Source organism: Pseudomonas sp. CLCA07, from assembly GCF_053615335.1.
Map to the genome: position 1 here is coordinate 6,437,647 of NZ_CM132131.1, position 16,956 is coordinate 6,454,602.

The window sequence follows — 16,956 nt, forward strand, 5'->3', positions numbered from 1 at the left end:
CAATCATGTCAGGTGGATGTGGATGTGGTGGTGGTAACGGGGGCAGCGGTGGCTGCGCTTCTTCAAAAAAAGCGGAGGCTGCTCTCGACATCGCGCCGGTCGCACAGGCGCAGTTTGAAGCCCTGCCGGTTGAGCCCGCAGGGGCCGATGACGCCCCGGCGCAGTTGATCGCCAGCAGTGAACAGGAGTGGCCGATCATCAGCGTCAACGAGGTGTCGATCACCCCGGAAGCGATGGCCCAGGAGCTGCAATATCACCCGGCCGAAAGCCGCGAGGAGGCGGTCTTCCTGGCCGCCAGGGCGCTGGTGATCCGCGAGTTGTTGCAGCAGCGCATCACCGAACTCGGCGTGTCGCTGGAAATCGGCGCCGGTGAAAACGAAGAAGAAGCGGCCACTCGCTTGCTGCTCGAACGTGAGGTGAAAGTGCCTCAGTGTGACGAGGAGTCGAGTCTGCGTTACTACGAAAACAATCGCGGGCGCTTCCACAGCGCGCCGTTGCTGGCGGTGCGGCACATCCTGCTCGAATGTGCACCAGACGATGTCGAGGCCCGCGAGCTTGCGCAGGGTCAGGCCGAAGTCCTGCTGCAGCAACTGGATGAGTTTCCCGGCAGTTTCGCCGAGCTGGCCGTGAAATATTCGGCCTGCCCGTCGAAGGCTCAGGGCGGTTCTCTGGGGCAGATCAGCAAGGGCCAGACCGTGCCTGAACTGGAACGTCAGCTGTTCACCTTGGCACCGGGCCTGGCCAGCAAACCGCTGGAAAGTCGTTACGGCTGGCATGTGATCAGTGTCGATCAGCGAATCGAAGGCATGCCGTTGCCCTTTGAAGTGGTGTCGACGGCGATCCGCACACAGTTGCAGCAAGGCGTCTGGCAGAAAGCGCTGGTGCAGTACCTGCAAACCCTGATCGGTGCTGCGGATATTCGCGGCATTCACTTGCAGGGCGCCGACTCACCGCTGGTGCAGTGAGCATCGAGGCAAACCGGGAGAAGTGATGAACGCTGTGATGCAGGATGGTTTTGGACGGCAGATCGATTATCTGCGGATGTCGGTGACGGACCGCTGTGATTTTCGCTGTGTGTATTGCATGGCGAAAAACATGACGTTCCTGCCGCGGCAGCAGGTGCTCACACTGGAGGAATTGCAGCGCTTGGCGACGCTGTTCGTTGGCCTGGGTGTACGCAAAATCCGTCTGACCGGCGGCGAGCCGCTGATCCGTCCCGGCATTGTCGGACTGTGCCGCAACATCGCCGCTTTACCCGGTTTGCGCGAACTGGTGATGACCAGCAACGGCTCGCAACTGGGCCGTCTGGCCCGGCCATTGGTCGACGCCGGGGTCAAGCGGATGAACATCAGCCTCGATAGCCTGGACGGACAGAAGTTTCGGGCGATCACCCGTAACGGCGATCTCGACCAGGTGCTCAACGGCATTGAAGCGGCGCGGGACGCTGGGTTCGAGCGGGTCAAACTCAACTGCGTGGTGATGAAGGGGCGCAACTTCGATGAAGTCCCGGCGTTGGTGCAGTACGCTATCGACCAGCGCATCGACATCAGTTTTATCGAAGAAATGCCTTTGGGCGACGTCGGTCGTTCCCGGGGCGAATCGTTCTGTTCCAGCGACGAAGTGCGCACGCTGATCACCAGCCAGCATCGGTTGCTCGACAGCACCGAAAACAGCGGCGGACCGGCGCGTTATGTGCGTCTGGAACGCCATTCTGATACCCGGATCGGTTTCATTTCGCCCAACAGCCACAACTTTTGTGGCAGCTGTAATCGGGTGCGGATGACTGTTGAAGGGAAGTTGTTGCTGTGCCTGGGGCAGGACGATGCTCTGGATTTGCGGGGATTGCTGCGGCGTTATCCACTGGATGACCAACCGGTGATCAATGCAGTCCAGCGGGCCCTGCGTGGCAAGCCACTGCGCCACGATTTCAGTCCCGACGGGGAGGTACAGATTGTCAGATTCATGAACATGAGTGGCGGTTGATCCCTAAAACACAGCAAATCAAATGTGGGAGCGAGCTTGCTCGCGATAGCGGTAGACCAGTCGACATCACTGTTGAATGTGCTGCAGTCATCGCGAGCAAGCTCGCTCCCACATTTGATTCTCGCTGGCCCAAGTGTTTTTTATCCACCCTGCATTCGGGCGTTTCTTTCGCCGGTAAATCTTGATATCGATCAATTGCAGATCAGCACTTTGTCCGTAGCCTTCACTGCATGTTGTGGTTTTAAGTTTGATCAAGTCTATATGTAGTGTCTGGAGGCCAAATGCAGAGCACGCTGATCGCAGTAGGATGTAACCGCTTGCACAAACGCGATGGCAGTCAGGTCGCCTTCGATGCCGACAAGATCCGTCAGGCATTGATCGCCGCCGGCAAGGCGACAGGGGAGTACGGCGAGGTTGAGGTTGAAGGCTTGCTTCAGGCGGTATTGGCCAGGCTCGAAGGGTTGCCAAGACTCCATGTCGAGCAAATCCAGGACCGTGTTGAACGGGTGTTGATGGACGCCGGTTTTTTCCTCGCCATGCGCGCCTACATCGTCTACCGCGAGCAGCACGGGCGCTTGCGCCGCGACCGCCGGACCATGGTCGAAGTGGCGACCTCGATGAACGAATACCTGGACCGTGAAGACTGGCGGGTCCAGGCCAACGCCAATCAGGGTTACTCATTGGGCGGACTGGTGTTGAACGTGTCGGGCAAGGTCACCGCCAACTACTGGCTGGACGAGGTGTACAGCGAGGCCATCGGCCAGGCTCACCGCGAGGCGGATTTGCATGTACACGACCTGGACATGCTCGCCGGTTACTGCGCCGGCTGGTCGCTGCGCACCCTGTTGCACGAAGGGCTCAACGGTGTGCCGGGGCGTGTCGAAGCCGGTCCGCCGAAGCACTTGAGTAGTGCCCTGGGGCAAATGGTGAATTTCCTCGGTACCCTGCAAAACGAATGGGCCGGCGCCCAGGCGTTCAGCTCGTTCGACACCTACCTGGCGCCCTATGTGCGCAAGGATCAGCTGAGTTTTCAGGAGGTACGCCAGGCGATTCAGGAGTTCATTTATAACCTCAACGTGCCTTCACGCTGGGGCACCCAGACGCCTTTCACCAACCTGACCTTCGACTGGGTGTGCCCGCAGGATTTGCGTGAGCAGATACCCGTCATCGGCGGTGAGGAAATGCCGTTTGCCTATGGTGACCTGCAAGTCGAAATGGAGCTGCTCAACCGCGCCTACATCGAGGTGATGCAGGCCGGCGATGCGAAAGGGCGGGTGTTCACCTTTCCGATCCCGACCTACAACATCACCCACGACTTTCCATGGGACAGTGAAAACGCCGACCGCCTGTTCGAGATGACTGCGCGTTACGGCCTGCCGTATTTCCAGAACTTCCTCAATTCGGACCTGCAACCCAATCAGGTGCGCTCGATGTGCTGCCGTTTGCAGCTGGATGTCCGCGAGTTGCTCAAGCGGGGCGGCGGCTTGTTCGGCTCGGCGGAGCAGACTGGATCGCTCGGCGTCGTGACCATCAACTGCGCGCGGCTCGGCTATGTGTTCAAGGGTGATACCAGCGGTTTACTGCAGCGTCTGGACACGCTGATGGAACTGGCGATGGAAAGCCTGGAGGTCAAGCGCAAGGTGATTCAGCACCACATGGATGCCGGTTTGTACCCGTACACCAAGCGTTACCTGGGCACCTTGCGCAACCATTTTTCCACCATAGGCCTCAACGGCATGCATGAAATGCTGCGCAATTTCACCGGCGACGAGGAGGGCATGCACACCGAGCACGGCCGGCAGTTTGCCCTGAAGATGCTCGATCATGTGCGTGCCACGTTACTGCGTTTCCAGGAAGAAACCGGTCACATGTACAACCTGGAAGCGACGCCGGCCGAGGGCACGACCTACCGCTTCGCCAAGGAAGACCTCAAGCGCTACCCCGACATTCTCCAGGCTGGCAGCGTGCAAGCGCCGTATTACACCAACTCCTCGCAACTGCCCGTGGGCTACACCGAAGACCCCTTCGAGGCCCTGGAACTTCAAGACGAGCTGCAATGCAAATACACCGGCGGCACGGTCTTGCACCTGTACATGGCCGAGCGGATTTCTTCGACCGAGGCCTGCAAGCAACTGGTGCGCAAAGCCCTTGGCCGCTTCCGCCTGCCGTACCTGACCGTGACCCCGACATTCTCCATCTGCCCGGTGCACGGCTACCTCGATGGCGAACATGAGTTCTGCCCGAAATGCGACGAGGTCCTGCTACTGCAAGAACAGAAGCTCGGCACCGTTCATTGATTTCGATCCACTCAACTGCAAGGAGCTTCACCATGACTGCATCGCAAACATTGCCCCAGGCTCAACGTCAACGCTGCGAAGTCTGGACCCGGGTGATGGGCTATCACCGCCCTGTGTCGGCGTTCAACCCGGGTAAACAGTCGGAGCACCGCGAGCGGGTGCACTTCACTGAAAGCGCGGCGCTGGCCGGGCGCCAATGAGTCGAACGCTTCGGGTCGGGGGCATGGTGCCCCTGACCACTATCGACTATCCGGGACAGCTCGCCTGCGTGTTGTTTTGCCAGGGTTGCGCCTGGCGTTGTCGTTACTGCCATAACCCGCAGTTGATCCCGCCTCGTGGCACAGACGAAGTGGATTGGCGGCGGGTGTTGGCGTTTCTGCAACGGCGTCAGGACCTGCTCGATGCGGTGGTGTTCAGTGGCGGCGAGCCGACCTTGCAGGACGGTTTGCTCGGCGCCATGGATGAAGTGCGGGCGATGGGATTTCGCATCGGTTTGCACAGCGCCGGCATCAAGCCCGCAGCGTTCGCCAAGGCACTGGCCGGGGCCGATTGGGTTGGTTTCGATGTCAAGGCGTTGCCCGAGGATTGCCAGGCGATCACCCGGGTCGAGGGCAGCGGAACGGCCAACTGGCGCAGCCTTGAGCATCTGCTGGCCAGCGGTGTCGACTACGAATGTCGCACCACGGTGCATTGGCATCTGTTCGAGCCGGCGCGTCTGCTGATCCTCGCCAAGCGCTTGAGCGAACTCGGCGTCAAACGCTTCGCCGTGCAGTTGGTTCGCACCGAGCGGATGTTCGATCCGCTGCTGCCGAGTGTTTCGGCACAAGCCTTGCTACCAGAGCTGTGGGAGGCCATGCGCGAGTTGTTTCCAGCCTTCGTGTTACGGGGGTAACAGAGGCTGAGGTTTAACGTTTAGCGGTGAGATCCACCATTAGGTTTTCAAATGCGCTGCCAATCGGCAGGTATCAAACGGGGAGCATTTGATATGGCCAAATTAACGACAGCACAACGTATCGTCATCGGCTTTGCCATCGCGCCGCTGGCATTGATGGGCATGGCGTTTTACGCGTTGCACGATCTGGCAACGCTCAAGGATCAGGCAGTGGTCATCGTCAAGCAGGACTGGCCGAAGATCGATCCGATCATGGTCATCTCCACCGGCGTGCGTGATAACGCCAGGAACACCCGGGATTTGCTGATCGATAAAGACAATCAGCAAGTGCAGCAATCGATCGACACCACCAAGAAACGGATCACTCAGGCACTCGAAACGCTCGAGCCGTTGTTCTATTTGCCCGAGGGCAAAACCGCTTATGCCGCGCTGAAGAAGAATCGCGAAGCCTACGTGGCGGCGTTCACTCAAGTGCAGGTGTTGATCCGGCAAGGTGCCTTCGATGACGCCATGGCACAACTGAAACAAAAGGTCGTGCCGGCCGAGCGCGAGGTTTATGGCAGCCTGGATCAGTTGATGGCGCTGCAAGGCAAAATATTCGCCGACCGGGAACAGTCTGCGCAGGAACTGTACAGCGATGCCCGACGCAATATGCTCGGGTTGTTTTTGTTCTGTGTGGCGCTGGTTATTGCTGCTGCGGTGATCGTCACGCGCAGTGTGACCCGTCCATTGGGCGGCGAGCCGGATGATGCCGCACGGTTTTTGAGTCAAATCGCTCAAGGTGATTTGACGATTCAGGTGCCCGTGAACTCAAGTGTTGGCGGCAGCGTGATGATGAACATGCATCAGATGCAGCAAAGTCTGAATGCCATGGTCAGGCACATCGCGACATCGGTGGACCAGGTGGCCAGCTCCTCCGAAGAACTGAGTGCGGTCAGCAGCCAAACCAGCAGTAACCTGCAATTGCAGGGGCTGGAGATCGAGCAGGCGGCCACCGCAGTGAACCAGATGACCGCGGCGGTCGATGAAGTGGCGCGCAATGCGGTAAGCACCTCCGAGGCCTCGCGGCAGTCCGAACAAACCGCGCAACGCGGGCGTGAGCAGGTTCAGGAAACCGTGGTTTCAATCGGCGCACTGGCCGATGGCGTCACCGACACCTCACAGCGCATCGAGCAACTGGCGGGCCGGGTGCAGGACATCAGCAAGGTGCTGGACGTGATTCGCAGCATCGCCGAGCAGACCAATTTGCTGGCCCTCAACGCCGCCATTGAAGCGGCCCGTGCCGGTGATGCCGGACGCGGTTTTGCCGTGGTCGCCGATGAAGTGCGCGCCCTGGCGCATCGCACTCAAGAGTCCACCCAGGAGATCGAGCAGATGATCGGCAACATTCGCCTCGATACCGGCCATGCGGTGACTGCCATGCAAAGCAGCAGCAACCTGGTTCGGGCCACCCTTGAAGTGGCGAAACGGTCGGGGGATGCACTGGATGAAATCACCCGGTCAATCTCACAGATCAACGAGCGCAACATGATGATTGCCAGTGCTACGGAAGAGCAGGCATTGGTGGCGCGGGAGGTGGATCGTAATCTGATGGGGATTCGCAACTTGTCCGAGCAGGTCTTGCTGGGGGCCCAGCATACTCACACGGCGGGTCACGATTTGGCGCAGATGGCCGGGGCGCTGCACCAGACGGTGGCGCGTTTTAAGGTCTAGGTAATTCGGGCTGGTGGTTGTGGATGAGGGCGCTCAGGACCAGCCCCAGAACTGCAACCACCAGCCGAACCCTACCAAGCCGATGGCGAGTAACAGGCAAGTGCTGCCAGCGCAGCGACGAGCCTGGGACAGGCCTTCGCGGTTAAGCCGTTTCCATCCCAGCAACAAGCTCCAGCCCATCGCGGCCAGTAACAGGCAGGCCCTGGCCGGTTGTACCCATTCCAGCAGCATACCTTCGTAGCGCAGCAATTTCACCGTCGTGGCCGACAGCCCGAGAAACAATCCCGCACCACCCAAGGGCGTCAGTGTCAGCGCCAGGGGCCAATACAGTGCAGGATCTTGCGCCAGTCGCGCCGTCAGGCGCAGAAGGATCATCAACGCCGTGCCCAACACCATCGAACTCAAACTCAAGTAAGCGACGATGCTGAAACCGTCGAGCCAGCTGAAGCTGTCGTTGAGCTGTGGGTAATGGGTGAGCAGCCACCAGGGCGCGTTGTCTTGCAGCGCCCAGAGTTGGTCGTGCTCGACCAGCCATTCGGCGAGGGTTTGTTTGAGGACGACGAACCATGGGCTGACTGTCCACTGAAAGGCGCCCATCGCCAAGCCGATCACACCGAACAGCAATAGACGCGCGTCCCACGGTGAAAGCGTTTGCGCCGTTGCGTGAAGAATCTCCTGATTGCCGGAGCGGGCGATCAGTTGAACGGCACCGCGTTGGCCGCTGCAGCGTCCGCAGGCATGACAGTCACTTGCGCCTTGCATGCGACGAATATCGAGCAAGGGGGCGCAGTTGGGCGGCGGCAGGCGTGGTGCGGAGTTTTCCATCCAGCGTTGTTCGTCTACCTGAAAATGCACGGGCGCCAGACGGGCGAGCAGGGCGAAGACGCCGCTGACCGGGCACAGGTAACGGCACCAGACCCGCTTGCCCCGGGCGAACAGCAACCCGACGACGACTGCCGCGACCGTCGACCCGCCCAGAATCAACAGCGCCGCTTGAGCGTAGTCATAGACGCTGATCAATTGGCCGTAGAGGGTCGTCAGGCAGAACGCCAGGGTTGGCCAGCCGCCCCAGCGCAACCAGCGCGGTACACCCAAACCTTTGCCGTAATGGCTGGCCCATTCGCTGAGTGAGCCTTCCGGGCACAAAACGCCACACCAGAGTCGGCCGAATAGCACAATCGACAGCAGCACGAACGGCCACCAAATGCCCCAGAACAAAAACTGCGCGAACAGGGTCAGGTTGTCGAGTAGCCGTGCCTGGCTGTCCGGCAGCGGCAACACCGCCGGGATCACCAACAGCAACGCGTAGAACAGTACAACGGCCCACTGCACGGCACGAATGACGGGCGCGTGACGACGCATGCCGTCGCCCAGGCGTTGCAACCATCGATTGTGGCGACTCAGCTCAGGCATGGGGCTTTTTCCGCAGTACGTTGACGCAGCCAACCGCCGACGGCCAGCCAATAACCTGCCAGCACCAGTAACGTCATGCCGCTAGGTGTTGCTCGATAACCGGCGAAACCGGCTAGAAAACCACCCAACCCATGGCTGTCACTGAGCAAGGCACTGCTGTCCCAAAGCGCATCACCTACGAGGCTGTACATCACCTCCGGTAAATCCATGGCGAGTAATTGGCCGCCGATTCGCTCGGTGCCGCTGACCAGCAATGCCGCGCCGAGTACCAGCAAAACAGCTTCGCTGATGGCAAAGAATCGTTGCCACGAAATGAACCGGCGACTGCTGTGCAGCAGGGCAATGGTCAGCGCCGACAGTACCAGTCCCATTGCGCCACCGATGGCAAACAAACCGAGCTGCGGACCTCGCAACTGAGCACCGGCGCCATAGAGAAACACCACTGTTTCACTGCCTTCACGGCTGACGGCGAGCATGGCCAGCAGTAACAGACCTGCGCCACCTTGCCGGGCCAGGTGGCTATCGGCGTGTCGTTGTAAGTCGTGCTTGAGCGTGCGTCCGTGGCGGTGCATCCAGCCGACCATTTGCACAATGAGCAGGCTGGCCACCAGCGCGAGCGCGGCCTGGAACCATTCACTGGCTGAGCCGCTCATGGCCTCACCGGCAAACAGAATCAACACCGCCAGCAGGCCCGAAAGCATCAAACCCAGCACCACACCCGCCCACAAATACTTGGCCAGACGAACGCCCTGACTCTGCTGACTGAGCCAGGCCTGGAGAATGCCGATCACCAGCAGCGCCTCGACGCTTTCGCGCCAGACAATGAACATTGATTGATTCATGAAAACTCCGTGTTTGAACGGGTTATTTCGCGAGGATGCCGCCCTCGGGCAGTTGCGAATTGAACTCGTCGAAGAAGGGGTAGTGACCGGGCCTGAGGGGGTGAATGACCACGAAGGTCGTCACACCCGGCGACAGTACTTTTTCAACCCGCAGTGGCGTGCTCTCGAACTCGGCTGGCCCTTGGCCGATATTTTTGAGGACGATTTTGAAGCGCTGTCCGGCTGGAACCTCCAACAGGGCGGGGGAGAAGTGGCCATCGCTCAGGCTCAGCTCGTAGCTGGGTAACTCGGCATGAACCGTCAATGGCACCACTGCTCCGGCCAGCATCAGCCAGGCTATGTGCAGGCGCTTCATTCAATAACCGCCTTTTTTACCAATGCCGGCGTAGATGAACTCATAGTGCAATTCGCAGCGTTCAAACCATGGGGCTACGCCGGTTTCCTTATCGGTATGGCGGCCAAGGGACCCATGACCGCCGGGTGGCAGGACGGTGAAGGTCAGCTGATATTTGCCTGGGCCGAGCAGTTTTACATTGTCGCCATAGTGCGGACCGTCATTGGCGACCATGGCGTGGAAATCGCCTTTGAGTTCGTTCTCGTTGCCCTGTTTTTTCAGGTTGAACGAGACATTGAGGTAAGGCACGAAACTGCCTTCCTGAAAGCCCTGTCGATTGTCCGCCGTGGCGCGAATGTCGGCTTCCAGATGCACATCGGAATCCGCGGTGGCGCGCATCATGCCGGCAGGCGCCATCTCGATCGGCTGCAAATACACCGCCCCGACTTCCAGCCCCGGACACAACTGGGGTTCCCCGATCGGGTATTCCTTGGCCTGAGCCAACGGTGTGAGCAAGAGCAGGGCAAGCGAAAGCGACAAGGGGGTACGCATAATTTCTTCCTGGGCATTGACGAGTAGGAGCCCGAGTCTAGGAAGCTTTGCTGCGAACAATAATGATTAGTATCAAGTTTCGAGCAATTAAACCGATGGCTCGTCACGTTGGCGAAATCGCTGGGCGCGCTCGACGCTGTAGATCATCTGTTCGGCTGCGTGAATGGTCAACGGATGCTGAGTAAAGCCGGGTCTGGGGGAAATGTAGGTGGCCATCTCCCGGGCAACGGCGAGCTGGTGTTCCGAGCCTTCGGCCAGCAGGGCGATGACCAGGTTCTCCAGGGCAATCACTCGGACACGCAGATGAACCAGTTCGGCGTTCGTCAAGGCTGGCGGAGCGGCAAAAACTTCGTCATCGAGAGATGTTGCGGCGTTTTGGTTGTCCCAGGTCGACAGGGTTGGATGGCCGCTTGGGAAAGGATTTTTATTGAGCATGAGAAACGTCTCCAAGTTTATTCAGCCGTTAGCTTAGCCCCGGGATTACGAAGGAGGTGGTCGCCCGATGTCGATTCTTGATGTGTATCAAGGCTAGCTTTGCGCAAGGGCTGTAGGTTGGAAGAACGCCTCTCAATGATCGGAGATCGGCATGGCCAAGAACTTCCCCGTCAACCCCAAGCACCCCGAACGGATCTGTTGGGGGTGCGACCGGTATTGTCCGGCGAAGTCCCTGGCCTGCGGCAATGGCTCCGACCGTACGATGCATCCGGCCGAGCTGTTCGGCGAGGATTGGCATCTGCCTGGTGACTGGGGCCTCGAGACGCTCATCACTACAGACAAGCCGACGGAGGACGTAGCGGACCCCTCGACTGGCAGTCAGAGCGAGTAGCTGGTTGCTTGTCCGGGGTGGTTGTCCTGCACGCCGGCGATGAGGTGCAGTGGCATCTGTTGCGTATCAATGGACGGGACTTCCAGACTGCCCACAATTTGCAGGTGTCGCTCCCTCAGTTCGGCCGACTCTTCTGCCTTTGCCATAGCCATACTCGCGTGGTTCGCTGCGATTTCATTGAGTGAAGATGGAATCGATGCGGATCATCGCAACAGGTTTCGCAGGAAAGCAGAACACGCCGCCGCATTCTCTGCAGATCGACAGCTTGAATACTGCCGTGGATGACACTGGATTTGATCGACACGAGTTGAGAATCCTGGTCAAGCGGACTCGCTACCTCACGGAGGCTTTTCCCGAAATTTCACCGCTTTCGCGCAAAGCGGCGAGTTCTCTGAAAGCACTTCAATCGGCTTTAGGTTCCTGGCATGACCATTATAAATGGTGCCAAAAGGTGCTGATCGAATCTGATCTGCGTTCGTTGGAAAAAAATTGGCAGAGCTGCGCAGCCACTGGTTTCCTGTTGCCAACATCAACAGGCAAAAAAAAGCCGTCTGAAGGGGGATCAAGCCATCACCAGCCTCTTGATCCATTCCAGCAGCGCGCTGGGCAACAGCTCCGGCCTGGGCAGTAAGACGTACTGCCGCAATCCGAACACTGCTGGTAGATAGTTCGCTGCCTGGCGGTCGATGGTCAAACAAAAAGGGTGCATGCCTTGTAGCTTGGCTTCGGTCACGGCTTGACGCATGTCTTCCACGCCATAGCGACCTTCGTACTGGTCAATATCGTTCGGCTTGCCGTCGGAAAGTAGCAACAGGAGCCGGTGTGTGGCCGCTTCGCGCATCAGCAATGTGCTCGCGTGACGAATGGCAGCGCCAGCCCGGGTATAACGTTCCGGTTCGAGTGCGGCAATGCGCCGGCCGACTTCACTGCTGTAGCACTCATCGAATGCTTTCAGGGTGCGTATCGTGACACTTTGTGGCCCCTCGCCGGAAAACGCCAGCACGCTGTAAGGCTCGCCCAGGCTCTCCAGCGCCAGACAGACCAGCAGCAACGCCTCGCGCTCGACATCAATGACCCGGCGATGGCAGGACAGCCAGCTGTCAGTGGAGCCGCTGACGTCGATCAGCAACATGATCGCCATGTCGCGCCGGCCCCGGCGCTGGGTCTGATACAGCGCCTGCGGCATGCTCAGGCCGGCGCGGGCCTCGGCGCAACCGTCGATATACGCCTCCAGATCGATATCGTCGCCCTCCCATTGTTTGCGCAGCCTGACCCGTTGGGCCCGCAGGCTTTCGAATTGCCGGCGGATGGCATCGAGCACCGGACGGTGAGTCTCGAGGGTACGCTCGACCCACTGCTGTGGGCCTGCCAGGGCAGGACACAGTTGCAGGGTTGCACCCGGATCACGGTAGACCTGCCGGCGGTAATCCCACTCGGGGTAGCTGATTGCGTTGCTGGCAAGATCCTGTGCACCGTGCTGAGCACGGGTCTGTGGCAGATCGTCAGACAGCAGCACTTCTTTCGTGGGACCGGCCGTGACCACCAGTCGGGCTTCCTCGAGTTCGGCCAATGACTCGGCAAAATCAGCCGCCGGGGTGTCGGTATCCCGGTCGGCAGGGCGCTGCATTCCCATGGGGTCTTCGGCCTTTTCCAGCGGTTCGGCGGGCTGCACCATCCACAGGCCTTGTTCCTGATCGTCGCCCTCGTCGGCACAGGCTGCACGCACATTTGGCTGGCGTTCAAGGCGTGCGCTGCGTGGCTGGGTGTCGGCGGTGTCGATTTCGCCGGGCAGCGTCGGGACCGCCCGTCGCGCCGACGGCTCGCGCAGATCGCCGGTCCAGGCATCGAGCAACAGCCAATTGGCACCGAGCTTGCGAGGTTCTTCGGCGGACATGAGGCGTGCCGCGAGGGTTGCTGAATGGCGCAGCGAGTCGGCCGTTTTGGCAGGTATCACCAGTCCCTCCAGAGGCTTGCCGCATTCACTGCTTAGCAGTAACCGAAGGAAGTTTTCCAGGGGCTGTCGTTGGCGGGGAAATGCGTGAAGAGGGGGGCGCATGGCAAATGCATGTTGACGCAACCCTTGGATCGATGCGGCCAGTCCCGGCAGCACTCGCACCAAATCGGTATCGGCAGCCCAGGCTTCGAGGAGCAGATAGACGCTGCGCTGCATCGGGTTGGCAAGGGTCGGCAGGGCGGCGGCGCTGCCTCTTTGCGCGCGCATCGCTTGTTGCAAGGCGAGGGTTCGATAACGTTCCCGCATGAGTGGGACATCATCGCTGCCCAGGTGCTCCGGCAGCCAGATAGACACACCATCGGTAGCCGGGATCGCGCTTTGCCGACAAGGTATTTCGCTACGCTGTAAAAGCCTTTTTAACAATGTGGGTGGCGAGGGTGGTTGCGCGACACGCAGCGAATAGTGGGTGTTGAACACCGCCTTGATCAGTAAGTCGAGGTGTTGTGCGACATCCCCTAGGGTGACGATTTTTGCAGGGGGCGAGGGTGCCTGGTGACGACGCCACAACGCATGTGCATACACCGTTGCGTGGCGTGCGACATCGGTGATGAGGTCCTCGGCTTCGGCCATCTAGATAAACGTCAGGTCGACGAGGTCGCGCATGGCCGCGACCAGTATCGCGTCATCGGACAGCGGCGAGATCAACGCGACCCGGCACGCGACGGGCGCAGCAATGCCGTGGGTGATCAGCCGCGCAGTGGCGATCAGCAGACGGGTACTAGGGACTTCCGCCAGGCCTCGGTCCTGCAAGGCACGTAGCCGCTGGGCGAGGGTGACTAAGGCGTGGGCGGTGGCGTAGTCGGTTCCACCCTCATGGATGATGATAGAGATTTCGCGCTCGGGCGGCGGGAAGTCAAAATCCAGCGCCACAAAGCGCTGTCGGGTACTCGGTTTCAAATCCTTGAGAATGCGTTGGTAGCCGGGGTTGTAGGAGACCACCAGTTGAAAATGTGGTGAGGCTTCGAGGATCTCGCCGATTTTGTCCAGCGGCAGAATGCGTCGGTGGTCGGTCAGCGGGTGCAGGACGACAATCGTGTCTTGCCGCGCTTCGACCACCTCGTCCAGGTAACAGATAGCGCCTTCGCGCACCGCTCGAGTCAGTGGGCCTTCCGTCCAATGGGTGCCCTGGTGACCGATCAAGAAACGCCCGACCAGGTCGCTGGCACTCAGATCGTCATGGCAGGAAATGGTGATCAACGGGCGTTTGAGGCGCCAGGCCATGTGTTCGACAAAACGGGTCTTGCCACACCCGGTGGGTCCTTTGAGCATGACGGCCAGTTGCTGCGCATGGCATTGCTCGAAAATCGCGACCTCGTCGCCGCTGGGCTGGTAATAGGGTTCAGCTTGCAGCGGTGCGGGTTCGGCGTGCATCAGCGAACGTTCCATCACAGCGCCGCGCCTGAGGCATGAGGTGTGGCCTGGACCGGATCGGCTTCATCGACATTGAAGTCCGGCGCATGGCGGAAAAACTCGAAGATGAACAGCCCCGCACCCAGGCTGAACATCGATGCTGTCGCCACCAGCATCAGGAAGTGCACCTGAATTTTCAGCTGCACGTCCAGGTAGCCCAGGCCGAGAATGCGCTCCAGGTACACCTGACCAATGCCCGCGGTGGCAAATGACAGGGTCATGCCGAACATGCCTCCCAACTGCAGCCAGAACGCCCAATAGCCGATACTGCTTTCCTCCACGGGACGACGGGTCAGGCCCGGCAGCGCATAGGTGATCATCGCCAGGACAATCATGGCGTAAGCACCATAGAAGGCTGCATGGCCATGCATGGCGGTAATCAGGGTGCCGTGGGTCCACTTGTTGACGTCGGGGAAGGTGTGAGCCAACCCCAGCAGGCCGGCACCGAACATGGTGAACACGGCACTGCCCAAGGTCCAGTGCAAGGCCAGTTTGTTCGGGTGAGACAGGCCCGAGCGGCGCATCGCGTTGTAGGCATAGATCGCCATGCCGATCAGCGCCAATGGCTCTAGCGCACTGAAGAAGCCGCCCAGTGGCAGCCAGTAATGGGGAACGCCGATCCAGTAATAATGGTGTGCGGTGCCCAGAATGCCGGCAATAAACACCAGGCCGACGATGACGTACAGCCACTTCTCCATCACCTCGCGGTCAGCGCCGGACAGCCGGATCAGCAGATAGGCAAGAAAGCCGCCCTGGATCATCTCCCAGACACCTTCGACCCACAGGTGGATGGTCCACCACCGGTAATAGATCGACACCACGTAATTTTCATAATGCAGCAGCGCTGGCAGAAAGAGCACGGCGGCGCTGGCCAGGCCTAGCAGCAGAACGCCCTCGGTGGCGGTGAAACGCCCGGCTTTCTTGATCGTCATGCCGATGTTGTAGAGAAACATCAGCATGCAAATCACGATCACGATTTTGTGGGGCAGCGGCTGTTCGAGCAACTTGTTCCCGGTGCCATAACCGAACAGGTAACCCAGAACGGCGGTGACGCCCATGGCCGTCCACAACCCGAGCTGGATGTAGGCCAGTTTGGTGCTGTGCAACTCGCCACGGGACTCGTCCGGCACCATCCAGTAGGTCGCCCCCATGAACCCGGTCAGCACCCAGACGATCAACAGATTGGTGTGAATGGACTTGGTGACATCGAATGGCAAGAGGTTCAGCAGCGGATCCGGCCCGAGGTATTTCGCCGCCGAGAGCAGGCCGAAAACCAATTGCAGGCCAAACAACACCATGGCAACGGCGAAATACCAGTAGGCGACGGATTGAGATCTGTAGCGCATGGTCATCCCCTGCGGTTACTGGAACGACGCCAGATAGGCGACCAGTTGATCGATCTGTTCGGGCGTTAGCGATTTGGCGAAGGTGTCCGGCATGAAGGACATACCGTTGGCGGAAAACATGTCGCCCGGATGCAGGTAGGCACTCGGCGTAACGATGGATTCGCGGATGAAACCTTCGGCATCCTTGGCCTTGCCCTTATAGTCAGGCGAGGCGATGACCTGCTTGGCCCGATTGGCCAACCCGGCCAGCGTTGGCCCTGCGAGGTTGACGCCCGGCGCAATCGAGTGACAAGCGCTGCACACCGGGGTGGCGGTTGTTCGAAACAACGCCTCGCCCAGGGCGATCGGGTCTTCCTTGCCGGACATTGGGCGGGCGGCGGGAGGGGGTTGGTCGCCACCGGTCGCATTCTGCTGTGCCACGGTGAGGTCCATGCCGGGGATCGACGCACCGGTCACCAGAATCGGGCGCGGCGGCCAGCCTTGATTGTCGACCTTGCTCACCCAGTCGAGGAAGGCGATCAAATCGGCGATTTCCTCATCGCCGAGTTTCAGGTTCGGCATCAGTCGGCGATGGCGTTTCTCGTCATAGAACTTTGAGGGGTCTTTGAGGAACGCAGTGAGGTAAGGGGCGCCGCGCTGCTGGGTGATTTTCGTCAGGTCCGGGGCGTAATAAGCACCCTCGCCGAACAAGGTGTGGCAATTGATGCAATTGTATTGATGCCAGACATCCTTGCCGCGAGTGACCTGGGGCGTGATCTGTTGAGCGTTGGTCAGTGTGGGAAACTGCCGGTGACTATCAACAGTCATGCCCAGAAACACCACAGTGGCGATAGCCGTCGATATCAGCGCGAATGAGCGTGTCTGGCGTTTGTTCATTGCGAACTCCCTATACGCCGATGCCGGTCCAATAGGTGATGCCGATCACTCCGGCATAGACGACCGCGCTGGCCATCAGCACGAGCACTGCATAGCTGACAAGCTTCAAGACTTTTTGCACGACTGCCTCCCAATGTGAAAATGCAGGTGGAAAGTTCCTGGGATAACGCTCTGCCGGGTGGGTATTAATCAACAGGAAGAGTGTTAGGCGCATGCACAGCGGCTTTGCGGTGCTCGGAACAAGGCAGGCGACCTCGACTTCTGCTGCACTGACGATTGCCTGAGGTCAGGATTCAAATAGCCGAGAACAGGCACTAATTATTAACGATACCAAGCGCTGCATATTTGAGTGCCGTGGTTCAAGTTGGGAAGTTGAATGATCTTGAGGGTAGTAGACTTCGCATAGCTGTCAAGAAATTGAATAAAATTTTAACCAGTCGGAGTGGCGGTCACACAGA

The 16,956-nt window shown here is 59.5% G+C and carries 18 protein-coding genes; 8 read left to right on the forward strand and 10 right to left on the reverse strand.

The genetic code is table 11. The annotated features are described in order from the left end of the window. Positions 1–5: 5 nt before the first annotated feature. The 6 genes from ACWGZX_RS29500 to ACWGZX_RS29525 all read left to right on the forward strand — a co-directional run bounded on the left by ACWGZX_RS29500 (position 6) and on the right by ACWGZX_RS29525 (position 6,885). Entirely contained in the window at positions 6–965 is a 960-nt protein-coding gene (locus ACWGZX_RS29500) for a peptidylprolyl isomerase (RefSeq protein WP_452626599.1), read from the forward strand. A 25-nt stretch (positions 966–990) separates the two neighbouring features. After that, positions 991–1,983, forward strand: a complete 993-nt coding sequence (gene moaA / locus ACWGZX_RS29505) for a GTP 3',8-cyclase MoaA (protein WP_222586722.1) — start codon at positions 991–993, stop codon at positions 1,981–1,983. Between the two features lie 281 nt (positions 1,984–2,264). Beyond that, the gene (locus ACWGZX_RS29510; protein ID WP_348126044.1) at positions 2,265–4,280 is read left to right on the forward strand and encodes a ribonucleoside triphosphate reductase; all 2,016 of its coding nucleotides are present in this window, start codon (positions 2,265–2,267) and stop codon (positions 4,278–4,280) included. A gap of 32 nt (positions 4,281–4,312) precedes the next feature. Then, positions 4,313–4,480, forward strand: coding sequence for an anaerobic ribonucleoside-triphosphate reductase (nrdD, locus tag ACWGZX_RS29515; RefSeq protein WP_017338867.1), 168 nt, complete (start codon positions 4,313–4,315; stop codon positions 4,478–4,480). Next, on the forward strand, positions 4,477–5,172 hold the full coding sequence (locus tag ACWGZX_RS29520) for an anaerobic ribonucleoside-triphosphate reductase activating protein (RefSeq protein ID WP_222586720.1): 696 nt from the start codon (positions 4,477–4,479) through the stop codon (positions 5,170–5,172). Before nrdD ends, ACWGZX_RS29520 begins: the two co-directional genes overlap by 4 nt. Before the next feature lie 93 nt (positions 5,173–5,265). Continuing rightward, positions 5,266–6,885, forward strand: a complete 1,620-nt coding sequence (locus ACWGZX_RS29525; RefSeq protein ID WP_046027242.1) for a methyl-accepting chemotaxis protein — start codon at positions 5,266–5,268, stop codon at positions 6,883–6,885. A gap of 33 nt (positions 6,886–6,918) precedes the next feature. Here the strand turns inward: ACWGZX_RS29525 and ACWGZX_RS29530 are convergent, their stop codons facing one another. From ACWGZX_RS29530 to ACWGZX_RS29550, 5 genes are all read right to left on the reverse strand, one after another. Beyond that, positions 6,919–8,298, reverse strand: coding sequence for a 4Fe-4S binding protein (locus ACWGZX_RS29530; RefSeq protein ID WP_046027243.1), 1,380 nt, complete (start codon positions 8,296–8,298; stop codon positions 6,919–6,921). Continuing rightward, on the reverse strand, positions 8,286–9,140 hold the full coding sequence (locus ACWGZX_RS29535; RefSeq protein ID WP_046027244.1) for an FTR1 family iron permease: 855 nt from the start codon (positions 9,138–9,140) through the stop codon (positions 8,286–8,288). The genes ACWGZX_RS29530 and ACWGZX_RS29535 overlap by 13 nt, the downstream gene beginning before the upstream one ends. A 22-nt stretch (positions 9,141–9,162) precedes the next feature. Next, complete coding sequence (locus ACWGZX_RS29540; RefSeq protein WP_046027245.1) at positions 9,163–9,495, reverse strand: cupredoxin domain-containing protein; 333 nt, start codon at positions 9,493–9,495, stop codon at positions 9,163–9,165. Next, positions 9,496–10,026, reverse strand: a complete 531-nt coding sequence (locus ACWGZX_RS29545; protein WP_046027246.1) for an iron transporter — start codon at positions 10,024–10,026, stop codon at positions 9,496–9,498. It abuts the gene before it with no gap. An 87-nt stretch (positions 10,027–10,113) separates the two neighbouring features. Next, positions 10,114–10,461, reverse strand: a complete 348-nt coding sequence (locus tag ACWGZX_RS29550; RefSeq protein ID WP_046027247.1) for a hypothetical protein — start codon at positions 10,459–10,461, stop codon at positions 10,114–10,116. A gap of 151 nt (positions 10,462–10,612) precedes the next feature. Between ACWGZX_RS29550 and ACWGZX_RS29555 the strand changes: the two genes are divergently transcribed. Further along, the gene (locus ACWGZX_RS29555; protein ID WP_046027248.1) at positions 10,613–10,852 is read left to right on the forward strand and encodes a DUF3079 domain-containing protein; all 240 of its coding nucleotides are present in this window, start codon (positions 10,613–10,615) and stop codon (positions 10,850–10,852) included. On the opposite strand, the gene ACWGZX_RS29560 is transcribed toward ACWGZX_RS29555, so the two are convergent. Continuing rightward, a complete protein-coding gene (locus ACWGZX_RS29560) occupies positions 10,840–10,998 on the reverse strand; it encodes a hypothetical protein (RefSeq protein WP_185752248.1) in 159 nt (52 codons plus the stop codon). The genes ACWGZX_RS29555 and ACWGZX_RS29560 overlap by 13 nt on opposite strands. 41 nt (positions 10,999–11,039) lie before the next feature. Here ACWGZX_RS29560 and ACWGZX_RS29565 point away from each other — a divergent pair, with 41 nt between their 5' ends. Beyond that, complete coding sequence (locus ACWGZX_RS29565; RefSeq protein ID WP_452626600.1) at positions 11,040–11,483, forward strand: CHAD domain-containing protein; 444 nt, start codon at positions 11,040–11,042, stop codon at positions 11,481–11,483. Here the strand turns inward: ACWGZX_RS29565 and ACWGZX_RS29570 are convergent. The 4 genes from ACWGZX_RS29570 to ACWGZX_RS29585 are packed head-to-tail and all read right to left on the reverse strand — an operon-like array spanning position 11,415 to position 16,498. Continuing rightward, positions 11,415–13,436, reverse strand: coding sequence for a nitric oxide reductase activation protein NorD (locus ACWGZX_RS29570; RefSeq protein ID WP_046027249.1), 2,022 nt, complete (start codon positions 13,434–13,436; stop codon positions 11,415–11,417). The two genes, ACWGZX_RS29565 and ACWGZX_RS29570, sit on opposite strands and share 69 nt — an antisense overlap. Continuing rightward, the gene (locus ACWGZX_RS29575; RefSeq protein WP_080942983.1) at positions 13,437–14,252 is read right to left on the reverse strand and encodes a CbbQ/NirQ/NorQ/GpvN family protein; all 816 of its coding nucleotides are present in this window, start codon (positions 14,250–14,252) and stop codon (positions 13,437–13,439) included. Then, a complete protein-coding gene (locus ACWGZX_RS29580; protein ID WP_046027852.1) occupies positions 14,252–15,622 on the reverse strand; it encodes a cbb3-type cytochrome c oxidase subunit I in 1,371 nt (456 codons plus the stop codon). Before ACWGZX_RS29580 ends, ACWGZX_RS29575 begins: the two co-directional genes overlap by 1 nt. A 15-nt stretch (positions 15,623–15,637) precedes the next feature. Continuing rightward, a complete protein-coding gene (locus ACWGZX_RS29585; RefSeq protein WP_046027250.1) occupies positions 15,638–16,498 on the reverse strand; it encodes a c-type cytochrome in 861 nt (286 codons plus the stop codon). Positions 16,499–16,956: the final 458 nt, after the last annotated feature.